This is a genomic window from Arthrobacter sp. cf158 (assembly GCF_900106835.1).
Classification (GTDB): Bacteria; Actinomycetota; Actinomycetes; order Actinomycetales; family Micrococcaceae; genus Arthrobacter.
Genome location: NZ_FNNR01000007.1, coordinates 318,027 through 338,890 on the forward strand (window position 1 = coordinate 318,027; position 20,864 = coordinate 338,890).

Genomic DNA, 20,864 nt, shown 5'->3' on the forward strand with positions numbered 1-20,864 from the left:
TGGAACTCAAGGCGCATTGCTGCGTTGGCTCAAGATTGACTCAAGATTGGCTCAAGACCCCTCTGCCCATATGCCTGTGACCTGCGGTGATAATGAATCATGTGGATCGGCTGGATTGAGTTCGACGTCCTTTTGGGCGACGTCCATAGTCTCAAGGAGAAGCGCTCGCTGATTCGGCCCTTGGTGGCCGAGCTGAAGCGGCGCTTCGATGTTTCTGCTGCCGAAACAGGCCTGCAGGACCAGCATCGGCGCGCTCTGATTGGGGTCGCCTTGGTGGCTCCGGACCACTCCCATCTTCAGCAAGTGCTCGACGCCGTTGAACGGTTTGTGGCGGCCCGTCCGGAGTTTGAGCTGCTCAGTGCACGGCAGCGGGTGCTGCACAGCGAGGACTAGTAGCCGATGACGGCCAAGCGTGTGGAGTCCAGGTGGGCGTCGATGGCTTGGTGGGCTGCTTCGAGGCTGCGGCTGCGGAGGGCATCGACGATCAACTGATGCTCCCTGAGGACGTCCCCCGCGCGGTCTGTTCCCTGGCTAACTGCCTTGACGCCGATCCTGAGTTGCTTTTGCCGGAGCGAAGCGTAGAAATCGGCCAGGACGGGATTCCCTCCGGCACGGACCATGAGGGTGTGGAACTCGGTGTCCAACTCGATGAACCGGGCTGGATCATCCTTGGCTTCCTGCTGCTGGTCAATGACTTGCTGGAAGGCATCGATCTGGGCGTCCAGCATGGTCTCCAGTGCGGAGACCGCCCATTTCTCCACAACGGACCTGGCTTGCAGGATGGCGCGGACGTCGGGATCGGAGATCGGCGGGACATAGGCGCCTTTGTGCGGGATCCGCTTGACGAACCCCTCAGCTTCGAGGCGCAGCAGGGCCTCTCGCACAGGGGTTCGTGACGTGCCGGTGGTCTTGGCCAGGACTCCCTCGTTGAGAAAAGTCTCTTCCTCACGGGGCAGGGCTGCGATGTAGCTTTTCATCCACTGGTAGGCCACTTCTGGCTGCGACTGTGCAGCGGGGGTCATCTGGATCATGCAGAGCCTTTCTCGCGAAGCCCAGTATACGAGTTGTGTTCAGAAGCTGAGGGACGTTCGGAAAACTTCTGCTTCAAATATAGACAGGTTGTATACAACCCGTCTACAGTGATGTTCAGTGACTCCGCTCACGCATCGGAAAACCCCAATTTCCTGGGAGACCGGCCTTCTGACTCAACCGAAGCCCACGTCTCCCCCTCGCAAAGGATCCCCAGAATGACCGATTTGAAGAAAGCAGAACTGAGGCAGCAGAAGCACTCCAGCCTGCCCGTCGTGGCTGCTTCAAGCCTGGCCGGCACTGCCGTCGAATGGTACGACTTCTTTCTCTACGGCACGGCCGCCGCGCTGGTATTCAACAAGCTCTACTTCCCCACCGATGATCCCCTGGTGGGCACCATGCTGGCACTCGGAACGTTTGCTGCCGGCTTCCTGGCCCGTCCGATCGGTGCCATCGTCCTTGGCCATTTGGGCGACAAGCACGGTCGCCGCGCCACGCTGGTGGCCAGCCTGATGCTCATGGGCGTCGCCACCACCCTCATCGCCTTCATTCCCTCGTACGCCGCGATCGGCATTGCCGCTCCGTTACTGCTCTTGCTGCTTCGCTTGATCCAGGGATTTGCCCTCGGTGGCGAGTGGGGCGGGGCCGTCCTCCTCGTGTCCGAACACAGCAATGAAAGCGCCCGGCGCGCCTTCTGGGCCTCGTGGCCCAACATGGGCCCGCCCCTGGGCAACCTGATGGCAGCAGGTGTGCTGGCCGTGCTGGCTGCCACCATGCCGGAGAGCGAGTTCCTGGCATGGGGCTGGCGCATCGCCTTCGGATTGTCTGCCCTGCTGGTGGTCATTGGCCTCGTCCTGCGGCTCTACGTTCAGGAAACCCCGCTGTTCAAGGAAGCACAGCGGAAGCGCGAAGCCGAAGGCAACAAGGAACGGAAGATGCCGCTGACCATCCTGTTCCGCCGCAACTGGCGTGAAATCCTCATCGCAACCGGCAGCCGTATGGGCGAGAACGCGGGCTTCTACATCTACTCGCTGTTCATCATCACCTACGTCACCCAGATCATGGGACTGCAGAGGCAGACCGGACTCACCGCCGTCATGATCGGCCAGGGCGTCGCCGTCGTCGCCATTCCCATCCTGGCGCTCTACGCGGACAAAGTGGGCCGCAAGCCCATCTTGATTGGCGCCTCGATTGCCACCATGGTGTGGGCGTTCGCGTTCTTCTTCCTCCTGAACACCGGCCAGCTGTGGGGCATCATCGCCGCCGCTGTTGGTGGATTGCTGATCTTCGCCGCCTACAGCTCGGTGATCGGAGCCTTCTTCTCCGAACTCTTCCCCACGGATGTGCGGTACAGCGGCACCTCGGTGTCCTACAACCTGGCGTCACTAATCGCCGGCTCCTTGTCCCCGATCATTGCCCTGGCCCTCTACAGCGCCTTCGGCACAGGCTATGCGATCGGCATCTACCTCGCCGCCATGGGCCTGATCTCCATGGTCTCGGTGATGTTCGCCAAGGAAACCAAAGGGCTGCGGCTCAGCGACCTGGACCAGCCCGCCTCTGTGAGTAAGGAACAAGCATGAGAATCGCCCTCGTCCAGGTGGCCAGCCCGGACCCTGAAACCCGTGAGGACCGGATCAACCGCATCGAAGCGATCCTGCGCGGGATCACCGGCGCCGATCTGATCGTCCTCCCGGAACTCTGGAGCGCCGGCTATTTCCACTTCGATAACTACGAAAATCTCGCGGAAACACTGGACGGCCCCACTGTCTCCATGTGCTCGCGGGTGGCAGCAGACCTAGGCGTTCACCTCCACCTCGGCAGCATCATTGAAGCCGGCGAGGACGGCCAGCTCAGCAACACCTCCATCCTGCTGGGACCGGACGGCAGCGTGGTCCACACGTACCGGAAGATCCACGTGTTCGGTTACAAGTCCAAGGAGGCCAGCCTCCTCACGGCAGGCTCCGCCCTTCCGGTGGCCCAGCTGCCGTTCGGTGCAGTTTCCGGGATCACCTGCTACGACCTCCGCTTCCCCGGATTGTGGATGGAGCTGAGCACCCGTGGCGCGGAAATCGTGATTGTCCCGGCAGCCTGGCCCGCAGCGCGACGCGAACACTGGCGCCTCCTCACCACTGCCCGTGCGGTGGAGCACCAGATCTTCGTGATTGCCTGCAACGCCGCCGGCACCCAGGAAGGCGTGGAACTCGGCGGACACAGCAGGGTGGTGGATCCGACGGGCGCCGTCATCGCCGAGGCAGATGCCGGGGAATCAGTGCTCATGGTGGACATCGATCCCGGCAAGGTCCACGCAGTCCGCACCGAATTTCCGGTGATCAACGACCGCCTCAGTAACTACCAAACGTTGACCGTCTAAGGGAGAACATGGAAACGACAAGGCAAGTCCCACTCACCTTCAGGGTGGTGGGCACCGACAAGACAATCGTGGTCTCGGATTTCCACGCAGTGGTGGCCGGCTACACAGGCCGGGACCCGAAGGCGGTCCAGCACCACATCGACGAACTGGCAGCCATCGGCGTAGCACCACCGCCGGAAGTGCCCATGTTCTACCGCATGGACTCGGACCTGTTCGAGACCTCGGGCGAGCATGACACCTCGGAGAACCTGACCTCCGGCGAGATCGAACCCCTCTACCTTCGCCACGACGGCCAGTATTACCTGGGCATCGGTTCGGACCACACGGACCGTGACATCGAGGCCCGGGATATCGGGGACTCCAAGCGGGCCTGTCCCAAGCCGATCGCCGGTGAGGTCATCGCGGTCGAATCCTTGGAGGACCTGGACCTCGATCAGTGCATCGCGCGCTCCTGGGTGGACGGGGAACTGTACCAGGAGGGTTCGCTGAGCGGCCTGCGCAAGCCGGCGGACGTCGTCGAGCGCCTCCTGGCCCGCACCGACATCGGCGACGCCGATTTCATGTGCCTCGGCGGCACCCTGCCGCTGCTGGACGGGAAGTTCGTGAACGGAACTTCCTGGAAGTTGGAGCTCTCCTTCCCGAATGGGACCACCATTGAACATAACTACAAAATCAAGAAAGGCTCACTTCGATGAGAACCGGTAAGCAGTATTTGAAGTCCCTGAACGACGGCCGGACAGTGATCCTCGATGGCGAGGTGGTCGGCAACGTCCTGGAACACCCGGCGTTCGCGAAGGTTGCCCGGACCATGTCAGAGCTGTTCGACATCGCAGCCGATCCCGCCAACGGCATGCAGTTCCATTCGGAGGAAATCGACGGACCAGCCAACCGCACGTTCGCCGCTCCCCGCACCCAGGAGGAACTGGTGCTGCGGCGCCAGGCAATCGAGAAGTGGGCCAAGCACACGCACGGCTGGGTGGGCCGCAGCCCGGACCACGTTGGTACGTTCTTCGCCGCGTTTGGCTCGCACGCGGACGTGTTCAAAAACGACGAGCGCGACTTCGCCGGCAACGTGGAGCGGTACTACAAGAAGATCCTGTCCGAGAATCTGTACCTGTCCTACGCGATCATTCCCCCGCAGGTCTCCCGCGCCACCACAGCGTCAGGGTGGGAAGGCGAATACCTGCAGGTGGGCGTCGTGCGTGAAACCGAGGAGGGCATCATTGTCCGCGGTTCGCAGATGCTCGCCACCGGCGCCGCAATCGCTGATGAAGTCTTTGTCACCTGCATCAAGCCGCTGGGGCCGGACGATGTTGACTTCGCCGTCAGCTTCGCCATCCCGGTAGCCACCGACGGCCTGAAGCTCTACTGCCGCCGCCCGTTCGCGCCCGCAGCCACCAGCGACTTCGACTACCCGCTGACCAGCCACTACGACGAGCCGGATGCCCTGGTGGTCTTCGATGACGTCCTTATCCCGTGGGACCGCGTGTTCATCAACCGGAACATCGACACCCTGCGCCGCCAGTTCTTCGACACCGGCGCCCACGCCCTGGGCAACTGGCAGGCCCAGATCCGGTTCTCCACCAAGCTGAAGTTCATCGCCTCCGTGGCCCGCAAGGTCACCCAGGTGAACGGCACGGACAAGATCCCCGGAGTCCAGGAGAAGCTCGGCGAGCTCGCCGCGATTGTGCAGTCCGTTGAATCGGCCGTCCTCGCCGCGGAATACACGGCGACAACGGACGACGCCGGCATGCGGATTCCGGGGAAGAGCGCACTGTACGGGGCCATGGGCCTGCAATCCGAGACCTACCCCCGCGTGATCTCGATCCTCCGCGACCTGGTAGGTGGCGGCGTCCTGCAACTGCCCTCCAGCATCGCTGACATGACCAGCAGCGTCACCCGACCGGACATGGAACGCTACGTGCAGTCCCCCGGCGTCGCCAGCGAGGAACGGGTGAAGCTCTTCAAGTTGGCCTGGGACATCATCGGTTCCGAGTTCGCCGGCCGCCATCAGCAGTACGAAATGTTCTACGCCGGTGCACCGTTCGTTGTCCGCGGCGCCTACACCTACAGGAATTACGGCTACGACGCCCTGGTAGCGGAGCTGGACACGTTCCTCGGTTCCTACAGCATCCAGAGCACCACCGATTCGGAGGGAATCTGACCATGGCAAAGCCCGAATTCGAGTTCACCCCTGTTTCCTCGGTGGACTTCGCACCCTGCAACCCGCACATCGAGGGCCTGTCCGAGGCCATCCTCGCCCGGGATTCGGACAACGACAGCGTCACCCGGATCCTCAAGTTCGAGCCCGGCACGGACACCTCCGCCAACGGCGTCCTCACCCATGATTTCTGGGAAGAGGTCTTCATTTTCGAGGGCTCGTTCGTGGACCAGCGCCTCGGCAAAACCTTCAAAGCCGGCGACTGGGCCACCCGCCCGCCGGGCATGGAACACGGACCGTGGGTCTCGGAAAACGGCGCCAGGATGTTCGAAGTCCGGTACTACACGGATCCGGCACCAGCGGAGCGGAGCAACTGACATGAGCCTGGCACCAGCCTTCACCATCCCCGACGCCATGGGGATGCGCCGCGCCATGGGCCGCTTCCTCACCGGCGTCGCTGTGGTGACCACCCAGCACGAGGATGAGCAGTACGGGATGACCATCAGCTCGCTGACCTCCATCAGCCTGGAACCACCCATCCTGATGATCTCGCTGAACTTCGGCACCCGGACCGGAGAGGCACTGATGGAGAGCGGCAAATTCGCCGTGTCCATCCTCGGCGCCAAGCAGGAGTCAGTGGCCCGGCGATTCGCAGTCCGTGGCGGCGACCGCTTCGGCGACGGCGACTTTGACATCACGGACAGCGGCCTGCCGGTCATCAAGGGCGCCCTCGCCCAGGCGGACTGCACCGTTGTGCAGCAGTACGACGTCGGAGATCACCAGGTTTTCTTCGGACAGGTCACCACGTGCCGGGACCGGGACGGCGAGGTGCTGGCCTTCAAGGCAGGCCGCTTCGGCTCGTTCAGCGACTTCGGCCACGCAGAAATCCCCTGGATGTTCTGACGAGTGCTGAGTAGCGCTTAAAGAGGCGGTGCCGGACTCCATGAGTCCGGCACCGCCTCTTTAACGCTCAGCTGGGCAATGGCCCGCTACGCGATGGTCAGCTCACCCATACGATCCCAGCCACTGCCTTCGAATTGCCGGCTGATGATGTGCGGCGTCTCCACCAGCGCCTGCGGCATGTCCGCCATGGCCTTCTTGAAGTGCCCGCTGTTGACGTGCGCCTCCGCCGCGTCGTCCTGGAAAGCCTCCACCAGCACGAACTCATTCGGGTTGTCCACGCTGCGGGACCAGTCGAACCACAGGTTGCCCGGCTCCGCACGGGTTGCCTCGGTGAAGTCGGCAACCAGGTCCAGCCACCGCTCGGACCAGTCGGGCTTGACGTTGAACTTGACCACAATAAAGATCACGGGCTGCTGCCTTTCGTTGCACTACAGATCCGTTCCATTCTGTCACTGCCGTTATCGCCACTGCCTTAACGCCCGACGGCGGCCCGCACCACAAGGTGCGGACCGCCGTCGAACGCTGTTTTAGCGTGCCAGTGCTACTCAGGTGCCTGCTACTTTGAGGTGCCCTGCGAGACGGACCCCTGCAGCTGGCGCTGGAAGATCACGTAGACGATGAGAACCGGAATGACGGTGACGCTGACGGCTGCGAACAGCGCGCCATAGTCCACGGCATAGCCCATCTGGCCGGCGAAGGCCGCGAGTTCCTGGGAAAGGACGCGCGGACCGGCGGCGTTGATGGACACCGGAATCAGGAACTGGTTCCACAGGCCCAGGAAGTTGAAGATGGCAACCGAGGCGAGGCCCGGCTTGGCCATCGGCAGCATGACCTGGAAGAACGTCCGCCACTCCCCTGCTCCGTCCAGCGCTGCTGCCTCGGTGATTTCGTGCGGCAGCGACTTGAAGAAGGAGAAGAGGAAGAACACCGTGAACGGAAGCGCGAAGCCCACGTACACCAGGATGAGTCCCGGCAGGGTGTTCAGCAGTCCCATGTTCTTCAGGACGAAGAACAACGGCACCATGGCCAGGAAGATCGGGAACGTCAGTCCGGCCAGCATCAGGTAGTAGATGGCCCTGCTTCCCGGGAAGGTGTACCGGGCAAGAACGTAGGCACACATGGCGCCCAGGACCATGACGATCACCAAGGCCACAGCCACCACCAGCACGGAGTTAAGGAAGGCAGATCCAATGCCGGCCTCGCTCCATGCCTTGACGTAGTTATCCAGCTTCCATTCCGCAGGCAAGGCGAACGGCGAAGCGAAGATCTCGCTGGACGTCTTGAAGGAGGACATGAACGTCCACAGGAGCGGAAGGATGACGATGAGCGTCCAAATGGTCAGCGCCGTGTGTGAAACGGCTCCCACCACTTTGTCGCTGGTGGAGGTTGCCGGCGTCCGCGGTTGGAAGTGCAGCGACTTCCTTTCCGGAGTTGAGACTTTTGTTGTCATTACAGACTCACATCCTTATCTCCGCCGGTGAGCCGGTTGACCACGAATACCAAGCCGGAGAAGATCAGCGTGGCAACGGCCAACACAACACCCATGGCGCTGGCGAGTCCGAATTGTCCCTTGCTGAATGCGGTGAAGAACAGCTGCTGGGCCATAACCAAAGTGGAGTTGTCCGGCCCACCGCCCGAGTTGAGGGCAGCCATGTAAACGAACGCGTCCAAGGCCAGGATGCCCATGTAAATGTAGGCGGTCTGGATGTTGTCCCGGATCAGGGGGATGGTGATGGACACTGCGGTGCGGAAGCGACCCGCGCCATCGATCCTGGCGGCCTCAAAAAGCTCGGCAGGAATGCCCTTGATGCCGGCCACGAACAGGACCATGTAGAAGCCAACAAAGCCCCACACGATCACAAACATGGTGGCAATCATGGCGGTGTTCTTGTCGCCCAGCCAGGCAAAGTCCTTGAACTGGTCCATGCCCAGCCCGGTCAGGATGCCGTTCAGCAAGCCACCGGAGGGATCGTAGATCTGCCCCCACATGATGCCGATGGCGATAGCGGGGATGGTGTACGGGAAGAAGGACACCACACGGTAGAAGCTGGAGTTCCGCAGGCCCTTGATCTGGCCCTTGCTGCTGCCACCCACGGTCACCAAAGACGCCAGTATCAGGCTCAGGATAATAGTGATGATCGGCAGGAAGATGACCAGGAGGATGTTGTTCCCCATGGCCTTCATGAAGATATCGTCCGTAAAAATCTTGCTGTAGTTCTCAAGTCCGATGAAGTTCTGGGTGGGCGAAAACCCGGACCAGTCCGTCAACGAGTAACCAAAAGCCTGAATGAACGGCCAAATCACGAACAAGAGGTAGATCGCCAGCGGCAGTCCGAGGAACACCGCGAAGAAACTGACCTTGTCCCACGTCAATGGCTTCCGCCGCCGCTTGATGACCTGCGGTGGAGCCGTCGCCGGAACGACGGCGGCCAGGCCGTCGTCGTTCCGGCTCTGCTGAGTTTTCACTGAACTCACTTCACTTCGATCTTCTTGACCGAGCTGTCGTTGCGGACCTTGTCGGTGATGTTCTGCAGTGCGGAGGTCAGGGTAGCGACGTCCGACTTGCCGTCCAGGAAGCTGTTCCAGACAACCAGCTGATCCTTGTTGGTGCCGTACAGGTCAATGAAGTTCCAGGTGAAGATATCCTCACCGGCATCGCCCAGCAGCTTGGTCTGCGAAACCAGCGCCGTGGAACCGAAGCCATCGGCCGGAACGGTGTCCTTGACGATGGTGGGAGCCAACTTGGTCTTGGCGAAGTTGGTGGCAGCTTCCTTGGAGAGCATGATGCGGAGCAGTTCCTTGCCACCGGCAGCGCTCTTGCCCTGCGACGGGACAATGAACGGCTCGCCGGCAGCGCTGTGGAGCGCGGTGTAGGGCATCTTGGGGCTTGCGCTCGCGGTGGGAACGGGTGCACCCATCATGTTGAAGCCGGACTTGGTCTGGTCCTTCATCTCGTTTTCGATCCACGAACCGGACGGGTAGAACACGGCCTCCTGGGCGTTGCTCCACTGTGCCTGGGCCGCAGTGAACTGCGTGCCGGAGCCGCCGGGCTTGAAGAAGCCTGCCTTGACGATCTTGTCCAGGGCGGTGAACACGGACTGGATAGCCGGGTGCGACCAAGCGTCTGCCTTGAGGTTCTCCAGGCCGAGGCGGACGTCGTCGCCACCTTCCTTGATAGCGGAGGCGATAGCCATTTCCTGGTAATACGTGGCCGCTTCCTTGCCCCACACGAACAGGTACTTGCCCTTGGCCTTCGCCTGCTCGCCCAGTGCGTACATTTCATCCCAGGTCTTGGGAACGGTCCAGCCGTTTTCCTTGAGCAGGGAATCGGAGTACCACATGGCGTAGACGGTCAGCACGTAGTTCAGGGCTGCCAACTTGCCGTCGAAGGTGCCTGGAGCCAGTACGCCGGTGTACAGGGTGTCCTTGATGACCTTGCCCTCGAGGTTCTTTGCCTCTACAAGGGGGGTGAGGTCTTCGAGCTGGGCAAGGATGGTGCTGAAGCCGATGGCCTTGGCACCGGAGTTGTCGATCAGGTCCGGCGGGTTGCCGCCTACGAAGCGCGGCTGGAGTTCCTGGGCAATGTCCGTGGACGGGGAAATCTTGGCGGTGGAGCCCTCGTGGGTCTTTTCGAAGATCTTGCCTGCGAACTCGACGTAGTCGATGCCGTAGCCGCCCTTGAAGATGACGGCGTCGATGGTGGCCTTGTCTGCCATGCCGAACGGGTTGGTGTCGGAGACGGTGCCCGTGGGACCGGTGGTGGTTGTACCGCCACCTGCAGCACAGGATGCAATGGTTCCCCCCATGGGCACGAGCACGGCTGCTGCGAGTGCTCCGCGCAGGAATCCACGGCGACCGACGGACTGGTGCTGAACGTTCATTTCTAAACCCTCCAGTGACTCGTAGTGTCGACTGTTTCGGCGGGAAAGCCGTTCAGTCAGACAGTCTGGGTTGGCGCTCTGGCAGCACCAACCTTCTGTGACATAATTCACCACGAATGATTGAAAATCAATATTTCGCGGCAGTTTCGATCAACATTTGTCAAAGCGTGATCTTTCTACGGACCTTCGGCGAGTGCTTCTCCGCACTCAGTGATCGCTTCCCGGGCTGATGCCCTTTGCCGCTCAGTTCCCAGTCGTTCCGCCCATTGTTCGGCCAATTGGAACTCCACCATGGCCTCCGTGAGCCGGTTTTTACCCCTCAGAAACGTGCCCAGGCTTGCGTGCAAAGCAATCATCCAGCCTTTGGTTCGATCATCATGGGCTGTGGAGGCATATTCGAGCGCACTGCGCATCCACACCTCGGCGTTTGCCCCGTCCGCGATGGACAGCATGTGGAGGGCGTCCACAGCCAGGAATTCCTCACCCAGGTGGTCCGCCAACTCAGCCGCTTGTTCCAGGAGAGGCACAGCCATGGGAGCACGTCCGCCGGAGTTCAAAACCCGGCCGCGCTCCAGGAGGATGCGCACGCCTACTGTCGGCTCGTCGTCGTCAATGTTGTCCAGCAGCGCATCGGCTTCTTCGAAGCGGCCTTGCAAACCGATGGCCCGCCCAAGTTGGGTTGCCAGCTCAGCGCGCTCATCGGCGTCGTAAGTGTTCTCGATCATTGCGGCGCGAAAGGTGGCCTCCGAGGCTGCCGGATCGCGAAAGTTCCATAGGTGGTCCAGTGTTTTCTGATCCAGCATCAAACCGCTCCTGACCAGCCCGTAGCTGAGGTCTTTAGGTATGCAGTATCAATCTAGTCCCATGTCAGCGCCGTGGGGAGGTGTTCGCGGGCGTGTCAGCCGCCCTTGGGATTGGTGAGTCTGGCCCACCCCAGCTGCTCCTGTTGCTTGCGGCTCAGGGTGGCCACCACCAGGTCATAGGAGTCCTCCACCATGTCCCTGACCATGTCATCGGGCAGGCCACCATCAAGCCGAACGCCGTTCCAGTGGGTCTTGTTCATGTGCCAGGCACCGGTGATTTCGGGGTGGGCTGCGCGGAGCTGCTCGGCCAAGGCAGGCTCGCATTTGAGGCTCACAGACCAGTCATCCGGATCCATGGAGGACAGCGCGAACATCTTCGACTCATGGCGGGCACCACCGGCGACGGCGGCACGCACCTTGAACACCGACGTCTCGGGGCCGAACGGAAAGTCCTCGAAGGCACCGGGAAAGCCCAGGCAAATCTCGCGGAGACGGGAAACATCCATGGAGCGAGCCTACTGGCGGTCCATGCCGGGGGTCACGCTTACGCCACGCCCAGGAAGTCCTCCAGCAACACCACTTCCAGCCCTGCAGCAAGCTGGGCAGCACGGAAAGCAGCCAGGTCCGCGGCAAACTCGGCGCGGAAATGCATCAGGACGATGTCGCCTGGGCGCAGCGAGTTGCCCACCTGATAGTCCATCTTTCCTGCGTTGGCCTTGGCTTCCCACGTGATGATCGCCTTCAACCCAGCGGCAGCCACGGCCTGGCGCATCACGGTGGAGTACGCACCACCCGGGGGCCGGAACAGTGTGGGGCGGCGCCCGTAGTGCTGCAAGGCGTACTCCTGCATGCCCAGCATGTCGTTCAGCTGCTGCTGGTAACCCCACTGCCGCACCATGTTGATGTTGTGCGTCACGGTATGGTTTTCCACCAGGCTGCCCTGGGCCTTGAAGTCGTTGAAAAAGGCCGGGTTGTCCGCGATGGTGTCCTTGGTCAGGAACAGGGATGCCGGGTAGTCGTACTCGGCCATGAGCTTCACCGATTCCGGCGTTTTGATGTTGCCATCGTCAATGGTCAGGAACACCACCGGATGCTTGGTCGGGATCCTGGTGATGACCGGTGCGAGTCCCCCAACGATCGGCGGCAAGGCGTAGTCCGGGATGAACGTGCGGCGGATGCGCTTGGTGGGGATTGGCGTAGGAGTAGCGGTAGCAACCTGTGAGCCGCCCGCGGCACTGGGCGTCAGCGCCGGCGTCGAACTTTCAAGGCTGACGGAACCCTCGGAGCCTTCGGCGGCAGTGCACGCCGTCAACCCGGCAACCACAGAGGCGCCCATGACTCCGAAGATGGCCCGTCTGCTGGGAGTGGAAAATGGCACCGCAGATTGGCCGCCGAACATGGCTGTCCCCCAAGACTCAAGAAATGATTCAGCTGAAATCTAGCAGAGGAAAGCGCCGGGGAATTACAGGCCGTAATGCCAGCCTTCGCGCGCCGGGCAGGAGTTCACCACCACGTCGAGTCCTGCGTCCTTGGCACGCTGGGTTGCTTCGTCATCCAACACGCCCAGCTGCAGCCAGACCGCCTTGGCACCGATCGCAATCGCTTGGTCGATGACGGCCCCGACGCGTTGGGAGTTCACGAAGCAATCCACTACGTCGATGGGGTGCTTCGCCGCAGGGATGTCAGCCAGGGTTTTGTACCCTTTTTCGCCGTGAACGTCCTCGCCCTTGAGGTTCACCGGGATGATCTCCATGCCCATGGTGTCGCGGACATAGAGCGCCACCTCGTACGCGGAACGCCACTGGTTGGTACTCAGGCCAACCACGGCCCATGTGCCTTTTGTTCGCATCAACCGCTCCACGACGGCTGGATCGTTGACATGCATCATCACCCAAGCCTACTCCTGCACCCCCACAGCCGGATTGACCGAATAATCTGCATCTTTGAATGAAAAGAGGGCGCCCGGGGCGAATATTACGCAGGGCGTCCGGGAAGTTTTGAGGCAAATGAACGTTCGGCTTTAGTGGAGAACTACCATCCCAGCGAATCAGAGGGCGACCATCCCTTGAGTCGCAACGCTGCAACTCCAGGCATGGAGATTTCCCATGACGACTGCCGTACCCAAAATTTCACACACCACTTCGGACGCGACGGCCTCTGAAGCAGGGCTGCTTGACGCGCCCGGCTCCCCTCACGGCTCAGCGGGATGGTCCTCGACTGAGCCCACGGACGGCGCAGTGCACGGCGCTGATTTGGGCGAGCGGGCGCGTCACAGCGGTTTTGATGAGAGCGGTTTTGATGACAGCGGATCAGCGGTGGCGTTCTGGGAAGAGCAGGCACGCCGCTTGCACTGGGATGAGCCGTGGCACACCGCCCACACGTGGACTCCCACGGATGTTGAGGCGGGCCAAGGCCCCCGGATCAGCTGGTTCGACGGCGGCAAACTGAACGTTGCGTACAACTGCGTGGACCGGCACGTGCTTGCCGGCAGGGGTGACAAGGTAGCTCTGTTCTTCGAGGGTGAACCCGGTGACCGCCGAGCCATCACCTACGCGGAGCTGCAACGGGAGGTATCCAAAGCCGCGAATGCGCTCCTGGAACTCGGCATCACCCAGGGCGACCGCGTGGTCATCTACCTTCCGGTGATCCCCGAGACCGTGATCATTACTCTGGCGGTAGCCCGCATCGGAGCCATCCACTCACTCGTTTTCGGCGGATTCTCTGCCGAGGCACTGCGTCTCCGGGTGGAGGACACACAAGCCAAGCTCCTGGTCACCACGGACGGACAGTTCCGACGCGGAGTGGCTGTGCCGGTGAAAGACAACGCCGATGCCGCGGTGTCCGGTGACAATGCCATCGAGCATGTGCTGGTCATTAACCGCACCACCCCGGCCGCGGACCTGGCCACCGTCAGCATGGAGGAAGGCCGCGACGTCTGGTGGCACGACGTCGTTGACTCCGCCTCGGACGTTCACGAGCCTGACGCTTTCGACGCCGAGACTCCCCTGTTCATCATGTACACCTCCGGGACCACGGGTAAGCCCAAGGGCCTGGTCCATACTTCGGGTGGCTATCTCACGCAGGCCTCGTGGAGCTTCGAGTACCTATTCAGCAACCCGGACCCCTCGTTGCGGGAAAGCGACGTGCATTGGTGCACGGCTGACCTCGCATGGGTCACCGCCCACACCTACGAGATCTACGGCCCCCTCTCCAACGGCGTCACCCAGGTGATCTTCGAGGGCACGCCCAACACCCCGCATCCCGGCAGGCACTTCGAGATCATCGAACGCTACGAGGTCACCCAGTACTACACCGCACCCACGCTGGTCCGCTCCCTGATGGGTTGGTTCCCCGATGGCGTTCCGGAAAGCTACGATTTCTCCTCCATTCGCGTTTTGGGAACCGTGGGAGAAGCAGTGAACCCCGAGGCCTGGCGCTGGCTCCGCGACAACATCGGCGGCGGTACTGCACCCATGGTGGACACGTGGTGGCAGTCCGAAACGGGCGCCACCATCATGTCCCCCGCCCCCACGGACACCGAGTTCAAGCCAGGCTGCGCCGCACGGCCACTTCCCGGTGTGAGCACGCGGGTGGTTGATGAGACCGGAGCCCTTTCTGAACCCGGCGTCCAAGGCTTCATCGTGGTGGACCGCCCAGGCCCAGCCATCGCCCGGACCGTGTGGGGCAACCCGCGGCGCTACTTCGACTCCTATTGGAGCCAGTACGCGGAGCACGGTTGGTTCCTTGCCGGGGACGGCGCCAAATACGATTCCGACGGCGACATCTGGATCCTTGGGCGCGTGGACGACACCCTCAATGTCTCCGGCCATTTGCTGTCGACCATCGAGATCGAGTCCGCCCTGGTGTCCCATCCGGAGGTGGTGGAGGCCGGGGTCTGTCCGGTGGCCGATCCCACCACTGGGCACGCCGTCGTCGCGTTCGTCGTGCTCCGACATGACGCCGCAGATGACGTTCCCGCCCACGTCGCCGCGAACCTGCGCAACCACGTGGCCAAGGAGATCGGCCCCATCGCCAAGCCGCGCGACGTCGTCGTGGTGGCGGACGTACCCAAGACCCGCAGCGGCAAGATCATGCGCCGGCTGCTGACCCAACTTTTTGAGGGGACCGCCCTGGGCGATACCACCTCACTTCAGAACGAACCGGCAATTGCCGGCATCCAGGACGTCCTGCGCGAGCGGGCCCTAGTAAAGGAAAATTCATGACTGAGATCAGCAACGTCGCACGACTCTCCGAGCCGCTCAAGTTTGCCTATTGGGTTCCCAACGTGTCCGGCGGTTTGGTGGTGTCCACCATCGAGCAGCGCACCGGCTGGGACTTCGACTACAACAAGAAACTGGCGCAGATCGCGGAGAACTCCGGCTTCGAATACGCGCTGACCCAGACCCGTTACGCCGCTTCGTACGGCGCGGACAAGCAACACGAGGCAACGTCCTTCAGCCTCGCGCTCCTCGCCGCCACGGAGCGCCTCAAGGTCATCGCCGCCGTCCACCCGGGCATGTGGCACCCCGGCGTCCTGGCGAAATACATCATCACCGCGGACCACATTTCCAACGGCCGCGCCGCCGTGAATATTGTCTCGGGCTGGCTCAAGAGCGAGTTCACCAACTTCGGCCTCGAATGGCTGGAGCACGATGAACGCTATGTCCGCACCGAGGAATTCATCAAGGTGCTCCGCGGCCTGTGGACCGAGCAGGGTTACAGCCAGGGCGGCAAGTATTACAACATCACTGACTTCACGCTGAACCCGGCACCCGTTGACGTTCCCGGCCGCGCCCATCCGGAAGTCTTCTTCGGCGGAAACTCGACGGCGGCACAAGCCACCGCCGGCCGCGTCGCCGACTGGTACTTCTCCAACGGCAAGGACCTTGAGGGCTTCAAGGAGAACATCGCCGGCGTTGTGGCAGCATCGGGCGAGACGAAGCGCGGCACTGAGGGCGCACTGTCCTTGCCGAAGTTTGGTCTCAACGGCTTCGTAATCGCCCGCGATTCGGAGAAGGAAGCCCGTGACACTCTTCGCGAGATCGTGGAGAAGGCACACAAGCCCGCAGTTCAGGGTTTCCGGGACGCCGTGCAGGAAGCCGGCCCGTCCACCAAGGATGGCAAGGGCATGTGGGCTGACTCCACGTTCGAGGACTTGGTCCAGTACAACGACGGTTTCAAGACTCAGCTGATCGGCACACCGGAGCAGATTGCCGAGAGGATCGTGGAGTACAAGAAGATCGGCGTGAATCTGTTCCTCACCGGTTACCTCCACTTCCAGGAGGAGATCGCCGCGTTCGGCCAGGACATCCTGCCGATCGTCCGCGAACTGGAGGCAGACCTTGCCCGCAAGAACGGCACCGAGCTGGACCTCTCCTCCACACCCGTTGCCGAGTCGGTGGCCGTCTGATGGCTGACCGCACCTTCGGATTCCGCACCCGCGCCCTGCACGCCGGCGGCACTCCCGACGCCGAGCATGGCGCCCGCGCAGTCCCGATCTACCAGACCACGTCCTTCGTCTTCAAAGACACCAATGATGCCGCCAACCTCTTCGCGCTGCAGAAGTACGGCAACATCTACTCGCGCATCGGCAACCCCACTGTCGCGGCTTTCGAAGAGCGCATCGCCTCCCTTGAGGGCGGCATCGGGGCGGTAGCAACGGCGTCGGGAATGGCCGCCGAGTTCATCACGTTCGCCGCGCTGACGCAGTCCGGCGACCACATTGTGGCGGCGTCCCAGCTCTACGGTGGCACGGTGACGCAGCTGGACGTTTCGCTGCGCCGCTTCGGCGTGGACACCACGTTCGTGCCCGGAACTGACCCGGCGGACTACGCCGCCGCCATCCAGGAGAACACCAAGGCGCTGTTCGTCGAGGTGGTGGCCAACCCGTCGTCGGAAGTCCAGGACCTTGCGGGGCTGGCCAAAGTAGCGCACGACGCCGGTATCCCCCTGGTGGTTGACGCCACCTTGAGCACGCCTTACCTGGTGCGGCCGTTCGAGCACGGCGCCGACATCGTGATCCATTCAGCCACGAAGTTCCTGGGCGGACACGGCACCACCCTGGGCGGCGTAATCGTGGAGAGCGGACGCTTCAACTGGGGCAACGGCAAGTTCCCCATGATGACCGAGCCCGTTCCCTCCTACGGAAACGTGTCCTGGTGGGGCAACTTTGGCGAGTACGGCTTCCTCACCAAGCTGCGGTGCGAGCACTTGCGCGACATTGGTCCGGCACTCTCACCACTCTCCGCGTTCCAGCTTCTCCAAGGTGTTGAAACACTCCCCCAACGCCTGGACGAGCACCTGAAGAACGCCCAGGCCGTGGCGGAATGGCTCGACGCCGATCCTCGTGTTGCCTACGTGAACTACTCAGGTTTACCCTCACACCCACACTTCGAGCGCGCACAAAAGTACTTGCCGAAGGGGCCCGGTTCGGTGTTCTCGTTTGGCGTTGCCGGTGGACGCGCGGCCGGCCAGAAATTCATCGAATCCTTGCAGCTGGCCTCACACCTGGCCAACGTGGGCGATTCGCGCACCCTCGTGATCCACCCCGGCTCCACCACGCACCAGCAGCTCAGCGCCGAACAGCTCGAGTCGGCAGGTGTCCCCGAGGACCTGGTCCGCATCTCTGTGGGCTTGGAAGATCTGGACGACATTCTGTGGGACCTCGACCAGGCACTGACCGAGGCACAGTCGGCTGTTTCCTTGGTTGATGAAGAACCCGCGGATGCCTGCGCTGTTGGCACCCAAACTGTAGGAGCGAAGGCATGAGCACCGCAGAACGCACCTGGGAAGGCCCCTCCGCGCCTGAGCGCCTGTCACTCCTGCGCGAGGCCAAGTCCATCGCCATTGTTGGCGCCTCGGACAAACCGTCCCGGGCCAGCTACTTCGTGGCCACCTACTTGCAGTCGTCAACGCGCTACAAGGTGTACTTCGTGAACCCTGTGGTCAAGGAAATCCTGGGCCAGCCGACGTACGCTTCACTGGCCGATCTGCCTGAGTCTCCAGACATCGTGGACGTGTTCCGCAAGCACGACGACCTTCCCGGAGTTCTGGATGAGGCCGTCGCATCGGGGGCCAAGACCTTGTGGCTACAGCTTGGTTCGTGGCATGAGGACGTTGCCCGTGATGCCGAGACCGCGGGCCTCAACGTGGTGATGGACCGCTGCGTGAAAATCGAGCACGCCCGTTTCCATGGCGGGCTCCACCTTGCCGGTTTCGACACCGGCGTGATCTCGTCCAAGCGCCAGGTCCTCGCCTAGGGCCAACAAGCCAAATAGTGCTTCTAGCGCCCTGTGCGCTTCAACCACTGCTTCCACTTATCGATGGCGCTCTGGAATTCTTCCTCTGCGCGTTGCTCAGTCAACGCCGGAGACCACTGCCCGGGCTTGTTGCCCTGCGCGCCGTGAGCTGGCTTGGCAGGCGTGGCCGCGGCAGCTTTCGACGAGTCCGGTTTTGGGGCCTCCGGCTTTGTGTCCGGACGCGACGGCAGCACTTGGGTTGGTTTGTCCTGGCTCGCCTTGTCCTGGGACGCCGTTTCCTGGGGGTCCTTGGCAGTCTTGTGGGCTGCGTCGGCAGGGGCTGGAGCGTTGGGGGCGGGCGCTGCCGGGATTGCCTGTGCCTGTGCCTGCGCGGAGTTTTCGGCTGGGGCTGCGGGCGCGGGTACGGGGATCGACGCAGCTTCCGAGGCTGACGGAACCGCAGCAGGATCGACGGCCGGAGCCGCCTCTGTTGTGATCCTTGGAGCGTCCGGAACGGGAAGTTCAGGAGCTGCGACGGCCGGCTGGAACCTGCCCACCAATTCATCAATGAACGACGGGTTCCGGGTGAAGCCCGAGCTCGCGGCGGCAACGCCGCTCACCCCGAGTCCCATCGCTGCCACCACGGCAACACTGACCACGGCGGTGCGGTGCTTGTGGCGCCAACGGCGCTTGGAGAGTTCGTCGTGAGGGCCAGCCAACATCGCGGCGAGTTCAGCGCTGGGGGCTGGAACCGGCGAATTGGCCATGGAACCCAGTGACAGGAGCGTTTGCCGGACGTCCGAGGCGTCGGCGAGATCGGCGTCGAGCATGAGCTCGTCCACGATTGCTTCGCGTTCTGTATCCCTGTATGTCATGACGACACGTATTCCTTTACTGCCGAATGCTCACGGAGCGTAATAAGAGCCCGCCGTTGCAGCTGTTTCACTGCGCCCGCGGTTTTCCCCATGATTTCGGCTACCTGCTCAACCGTGAGTCCAGCAACGATGCGGAGGGTCAAGACTTCCCGCTGATCATCGCCGAGGTGGTCCAGGAGGGCCATCACCTCCAGAGGAGCCAGCCGCATCATCGCCTCAGCCTCGGCAGAACTCGATTCGCGTGTATCCCGCTCGGGCTCGAACTCATGGTGTTCCGGTGCCCGGCTGTGCTTCCGATGCTCGTCCACCATGCGCGCATGGGCTACCGAGAATATGAAAGTCCGCAGTCCGGATACGCCACCGCTCAGGTCGTCCAACCGCGGAAGGACCGCAAGGAAAACATCCTGCGTAACTGCTTCGGGATCTGACACACCTTTGGCAGTCAAATACCCGAGAACCTGCCCCGCGTACGCCTGATAGACGGCGCTGAACAGTTCCGCGTTATTGCCCTTGAGTGCACTCAGCGCTTCATCGGTCAATGCGTCGGTCACAGTTATGGGACTTTCGATCGGCGGCAGGTCCGTGGCTTGATAGCCAGGCCACCCGCCATTTCTCGACGGATAACCCCACCAAGGGTAACTGCTCTGCCGGGCCATCCATAGGAAGGCCCGCTTGTCCGTCAGAAAACTCCTCTGAACAAGGAAGAGCCGAGCTGGAACATGATGGGGGACAAATTCCAGCTCGGCCCTTTCAATGACGTAATCGTCGGGGGACGCCAAAGGGTTACGCCGGGTACGAACTTTTTTGAAAAGTTTTCTCGCGCGTACTTTCCGGGCGCCATTCAGCGTCGCAGGAACCCGCGCGGAGCTGACTTTCGAGAGCGTAATTCAGAGTCCCCGGAAACCGCGCAGAGCTGACTTTCCTGGCGCAAGACGGGATCCAGGCTTCCGGCTCCTCGCTCCTGGCTCCTGGCTCCTGGCTTCCGGGTCCTGGCGTTCAAGGATGCCTACGTTCTGGAGGGCCGAGGCCCAGTAGCGGTGGGGCTTTGGATGTGTAGGTGTGGCCGGTGGGTGTGCGGATGTGGAGTGTGTGGTTGTCCTCGTGGAGTGGTTTCGCGGTCCAGCGGGGGTTTTCTTTGGTGTGGTTGCAGGCTTCGCAGAGGCCGGCGCCGTTGCTCAGGGTGGTGGTACCCCCTGTGTGCCAGGGGATCACGTGGTCGATGTGGCGGATGGGCGCGTCGCAGTACGGGGTGCGGCAGGTATCGTCCCGGGTTTGAATGAAGCGTCTGAGTCGTGGTGGGAAGAGCCGGGCTTTGGAGTCCATGCTCAGGAGCTCGCCCGTTCCGGGTGCTGTGTAGAGCCGGCGCAGCCACACGGTGAACTCATCATCCTGTCTGGAACTGGAACTGGAACTGGAACTGGAGCCGAAGCGGGGTCTGGAGCTGGAGCTGGAATTGGGGCTGGAGTCAGGGCCGGGGTGCTGGCGTGGCCCGGGTCGCCGGCCAGCTGCGCCAGCGTGCGTGGCCGCGGCTACCCGTCCGGGCCCGGGATCAACCTGCGCACCCGTGGCTTGAAACCCAAGCCTTGGTTCCTGCACTCCCGCA

23 protein-coding genes are annotated in these 20,864 nt (G+C 62.3%); 11 read left to right on the forward strand and 12 right to left on the reverse strand.

The genetic code is table 11. The features are described from left to right. The first annotated feature begins 99 nt into the window (after positions 1 to 99). A complete protein-coding gene (locus BLW08_RS16095; protein WP_090824595.1) occupies positions 100 to 393 on the forward strand; it encodes a DUF503 domain-containing protein in 294 nt (97 codons plus the stop codon). Here BLW08_RS16095 and BLW08_RS16100 read toward each other — a convergent pair. Continuing rightward, on the reverse strand, positions 390 to 1,031 hold the full coding sequence (locus tag BLW08_RS16100) for a GntR family transcriptional regulator (RefSeq protein WP_091326331.1): 642 nt from the start codon (positions 1,029 to 1,031) through the stop codon (positions 390 to 392). The genes BLW08_RS16095 and BLW08_RS16100 overlap by 4 nt on opposite strands. Before the next feature lie 216 nt (positions 1,032 to 1,247). Between BLW08_RS16100 and BLW08_RS16105 the strand changes: the two genes are divergently transcribed. Genes BLW08_RS16105 through BLW08_RS16130 form a run of 6 tightly spaced genes read left to right on the forward strand, consistent with a single transcriptional unit; the run spans position 1,248 to position 6,464 of the window. Further along, positions 1,248 to 2,609, forward strand: a complete 1,362-nt coding sequence (locus BLW08_RS16105) for an MFS transporter (RefSeq protein WP_091326332.1) — start codon at positions 1,248 to 1,250, stop codon at positions 2,607 to 2,609. After that, positions 2,606 to 3,400, forward strand: coding sequence for a carbon-nitrogen family hydrolase (locus tag BLW08_RS16110; RefSeq protein WP_091326334.1), 795 nt, complete (start codon positions 2,606 to 2,608; stop codon positions 3,398 to 3,400). The genes BLW08_RS16105 and BLW08_RS16110 overlap by 4 nt, the downstream gene beginning before the upstream one ends. A gap of 8 nt (positions 3,401 to 3,408) precedes the next feature. After that, positions 3,409 to 4,095 carry a DUF2848 family protein gene (locus BLW08_RS16115; protein WP_091326336.1) on the forward strand — a complete coding sequence of 229 codons (687 nt, stop codon included), beginning with the start codon at positions 3,409 to 3,411 and terminating at the stop codon, positions 4,093 to 4,095. Then, a complete protein-coding gene (locus BLW08_RS16120) occupies positions 4,092 to 5,564 on the forward strand; it encodes a 4-hydroxyphenylacetate 3-hydroxylase family protein (protein ID WP_091326338.1) in 1,473 nt (490 codons plus the stop codon). Before BLW08_RS16115 ends, BLW08_RS16120 begins: the two co-directional genes overlap by 4 nt. A gap of 2 nt (positions 5,565 to 5,566) precedes the next feature. Beyond that, entirely contained in the window at positions 5,567 to 5,938 is a 372-nt protein-coding gene (locus BLW08_RS16125) for a cupin domain-containing protein (RefSeq protein ID WP_091326340.1), read from the forward strand. Between the two features lies 1 nt (position 5,939). Next, positions 5,940 to 6,464, forward strand: coding sequence for a flavin reductase family protein (locus BLW08_RS16130; protein WP_090824583.1), 525 nt, complete (start codon positions 5,940 to 5,942; stop codon positions 6,462 to 6,464). Positions 6,465 to 6,550: 86 nt separating this feature from the next. On the opposite strand, the gene BLW08_RS16135 is transcribed toward BLW08_RS16130, so the two are convergent. The 8 genes from BLW08_RS16135 to BLW08_RS16170 form a co-directional block, all read right to left on the reverse strand. Then, complete coding sequence (locus BLW08_RS16135; protein WP_090824581.1) at positions 6,551 to 6,871, reverse strand: putative quinol monooxygenase; 321 nt, start codon at positions 6,869 to 6,871, stop codon at positions 6,551 to 6,553. A 149-nt stretch (positions 6,872 to 7,020) separates the two neighbouring features. Then, positions 7,021 to 7,914: a carbohydrate ABC transporter permease gene (locus BLW08_RS16140; RefSeq protein WP_090824579.1), complete on the reverse strand. Its 894-nt coding sequence runs from the start codon at positions 7,912 to 7,914 to the stop codon at positions 7,021 to 7,023. Continuing rightward, the gene (locus BLW08_RS16145; RefSeq protein WP_090824858.1) at positions 7,914 to 8,930 is read right to left on the reverse strand and encodes a carbohydrate ABC transporter permease; all 1,017 of its coding nucleotides are present in this window, start codon (positions 8,928 to 8,930) and stop codon (positions 7,914 to 7,916) included. Before BLW08_RS16145 ends, BLW08_RS16140 begins: the two co-directional genes overlap by 1 nt. A 5-nt stretch (positions 8,931 to 8,935) precedes the next feature. Beyond that, positions 8,936 to 10,345, reverse strand: coding sequence for an N-acetylglucosamine/diacetylchitobiose ABC transporter substrate-binding protein (ngcE, locus tag BLW08_RS16150; protein WP_090824577.1), 1,410 nt, complete (start codon positions 10,343 to 10,345; stop codon positions 8,936 to 8,938). A gap of 176 nt (positions 10,346 to 10,521) precedes the next feature. After that, complete coding sequence (locus BLW08_RS16155) at positions 10,522 to 11,148, reverse strand: hypothetical protein (protein ID WP_091326342.1); 627 nt, start codon at positions 11,146 to 11,148, stop codon at positions 10,522 to 10,524. Between the two features lie 95 nt (positions 11,149 to 11,243). Then, the gene (locus BLW08_RS16160; protein ID WP_090824574.1) at positions 11,244 to 11,654 is read right to left on the reverse strand and encodes an MmcQ/YjbR family DNA-binding protein; all 411 of its coding nucleotides are present in this window, start codon (positions 11,652 to 11,654) and stop codon (positions 11,244 to 11,246) included. A 38-nt stretch (positions 11,655 to 11,692) separates the two neighbouring features. Further along, positions 11,693 to 12,484, reverse strand: a complete 792-nt coding sequence (locus BLW08_RS16165) for a polysaccharide deacetylase family protein (protein ID WP_254779907.1) — start codon at positions 12,482 to 12,484, stop codon at positions 11,693 to 11,695. Positions 12,485 to 12,610: 126 nt separating this feature from the next. Beyond that, entirely contained in the window at positions 12,611 to 13,036 is a 426-nt protein-coding gene (locus BLW08_RS16170) for a CoA-binding protein (RefSeq protein ID WP_091326345.1), read from the reverse strand. A gap of 217 nt (positions 13,037 to 13,253) precedes the next feature. Here BLW08_RS16170 and acs point away from each other — a divergent pair, with 217 nt between their 5' ends. The 4 genes from acs to BLW08_RS16190 are packed head-to-tail and all read left to right on the forward strand — an operon-like array spanning position 13,254 to position 18,407. Next, positions 13,254 to 15,371: an acetate--CoA ligase gene (gene acs / locus BLW08_RS16175; protein WP_091326347.1), complete on the forward strand. Its 2,118-nt coding sequence runs from the start codon at positions 13,254 to 13,256 to the stop codon at positions 15,369 to 15,371. Next, positions 15,368 to 16,558, forward strand: coding sequence for a dimethylsulfone monooxygenase SfnG (sfnG, locus tag BLW08_RS16180; RefSeq protein WP_091326348.1), 1,191 nt, complete (start codon positions 15,368 to 15,370; stop codon positions 16,556 to 16,558). Before acs ends, sfnG begins: the two co-directional genes overlap by 4 nt. Beyond that, entirely contained in the window at positions 16,558 to 17,916 is a 1,359-nt protein-coding gene (locus tag BLW08_RS16185; protein WP_091326350.1) for an O-acetylhomoserine aminocarboxypropyltransferase/cysteine synthase family protein, read from the forward strand. Before sfnG ends, BLW08_RS16185 begins: the two co-directional genes overlap by 1 nt. Beyond that, positions 17,913 to 18,407, forward strand: a complete 495-nt coding sequence (locus BLW08_RS16190) for a CoA-binding protein (protein ID WP_091326351.1) — start codon at positions 17,913 to 17,915, stop codon at positions 18,405 to 18,407. Before BLW08_RS16185 ends, BLW08_RS16190 begins: the two co-directional genes overlap by 4 nt. Before the next feature lie 23 nt (positions 18,408 to 18,430). Here the strand turns inward: BLW08_RS16190 and BLW08_RS16195 are convergent, their stop codons facing one another. From BLW08_RS16195 to BLW08_RS24175, 3 genes are all read right to left on the reverse strand, one after another. Next, entirely contained in the window at positions 18,431 to 19,261 is an 831-nt protein-coding gene (locus BLW08_RS16195) for a hypothetical protein (RefSeq protein WP_091326353.1), read from the reverse strand. Next, a complete protein-coding gene (locus BLW08_RS16200) occupies positions 19,258 to 19,812 on the reverse strand; it encodes an RNA polymerase sigma factor (protein ID WP_090824560.1) in 555 nt (184 codons plus the stop codon). Before BLW08_RS16200 ends, BLW08_RS16195 begins: the two co-directional genes overlap by 4 nt. A gap of 445 nt (positions 19,813 to 20,257) precedes the next feature. Further along, a partial coding sequence (locus BLW08_RS24175) for an HNH endonuclease (protein ID WP_254779908.1) occupies positions 20,258 to 20,864 on the reverse strand: 607 nt, incomplete at its 5' end.

What these genes read in the sequence shown, in the direction of transcription:
- BLW08_RS16095 (WP_090824595.1), top strand. Translation starts at nt 100, where the DNA reads ATGTGGATCGGCTGGATTGAGTTCGACGTCCTTTTGGGCGACGTCCAT.
- BLW08_RS16100 (WP_091326331.1), bottom strand. Translation starts at nt 1,031, where the DNA reads ATGATCCAGATGACCCCCGCTGCACAGTCGCAGCCAGAAGTGGCCTAC.
- BLW08_RS16105 (WP_091326332.1), top strand. Translation starts at nt 1,248, where the DNA reads ATGACCGATTTGAAGAAAGCAGAACTGAGGCAGCAGAAGCACTCCAGC.
- BLW08_RS16110 (WP_091326334.1), top strand. Translation starts at nt 2,606, where the DNA reads ATGAGAATCGCCCTCGTCCAGGTGGCCAGCCCGGACCCTGAAACCCGT.
- BLW08_RS16115 (WP_091326336.1), top strand. Translation starts at nt 3,409, where the DNA reads ATGGAAACGACAAGGCAAGTCCCACTCACCTTCAGGGTGGTGGGCACC.
- BLW08_RS16120 (WP_091326338.1), top strand. Translation starts at nt 4,092, where the DNA reads ATGAGAACCGGTAAGCAGTATTTGAAGTCCCTGAACGACGGCCGGACA.
- BLW08_RS16125 (WP_091326340.1), top strand. Translation starts at nt 5,567, where the DNA reads ATGGCAAAGCCCGAATTCGAGTTCACCCCTGTTTCCTCGGTGGACTTC.
- BLW08_RS16130 (WP_090824583.1), top strand. Translation starts at nt 5,940, where the DNA reads ATGAGCCTGGCACCAGCCTTCACCATCCCCGACGCCATGGGGATGCGC.
- BLW08_RS16140 (WP_090824579.1), bottom strand. Translation starts at nt 7,914, where the DNA reads ATGACAACAAAAGTCTCAACTCCGGAAAGGAAGTCGCTGCACTTCCAA.
- ngcE (WP_090824577.1), bottom strand. Translation starts at nt 10,345, where the DNA reads ATGAACGTTCAGCACCAGTCCGTCGGTCGCCGTGGATTCCTGCGCGGA.
- BLW08_RS16155 (WP_091326342.1), bottom strand. Translation starts at nt 11,148, where the DNA reads ATGCTGGATCAGAAAACACTGGACCACCTATGGAACTTTCGCGATCCG.
- BLW08_RS16160 (WP_090824574.1), bottom strand. Translation starts at nt 11,654, where the DNA reads ATGGATGTTTCCCGTCTCCGCGAGATTTGCCTGGGCTTTCCCGGTGCC.
- BLW08_RS16165 (WP_254779907.1), bottom strand. Translation starts at nt 12,484, where the DNA reads ATGGGCGCCTCTGTGGTTGCCGGGTTGACGGCGTGCACTGCCGCCGAA.
- BLW08_RS16170 (WP_091326345.1), bottom strand. Translation starts at nt 13,036, where the DNA reads ATGATGCATGTCAACGATCCAGCCGTCGTGGAGCGGTTGATGCGAACA.
- acs (WP_091326347.1), top strand. Translation starts at nt 13,254, where the DNA reads ATGACGACTGCCGTACCCAAAATTTCACACACCACTTCGGACGCGACG.
- sfnG (WP_091326348.1), top strand. Translation starts at nt 15,368, where the DNA reads ATGACTGAGATCAGCAACGTCGCACGACTCTCCGAGCCGCTCAAGTTT.
- BLW08_RS16185 (WP_091326350.1), top strand. Translation starts at nt 16,558, where the DNA reads ATGGCTGACCGCACCTTCGGATTCCGCACCCGCGCCCTGCACGCCGGC.
- BLW08_RS16190 (WP_091326351.1), top strand. Translation starts at nt 17,913, where the DNA reads ATGAGCACCGCAGAACGCACCTGGGAAGGCCCCTCCGCGCCTGAGCGC.
- BLW08_RS16195 (WP_091326353.1), bottom strand. Translation starts at nt 19,261, where the DNA reads ATGACATACAGGGATACAGAACGCGAAGCAATCGTGGACGAGCTCATG.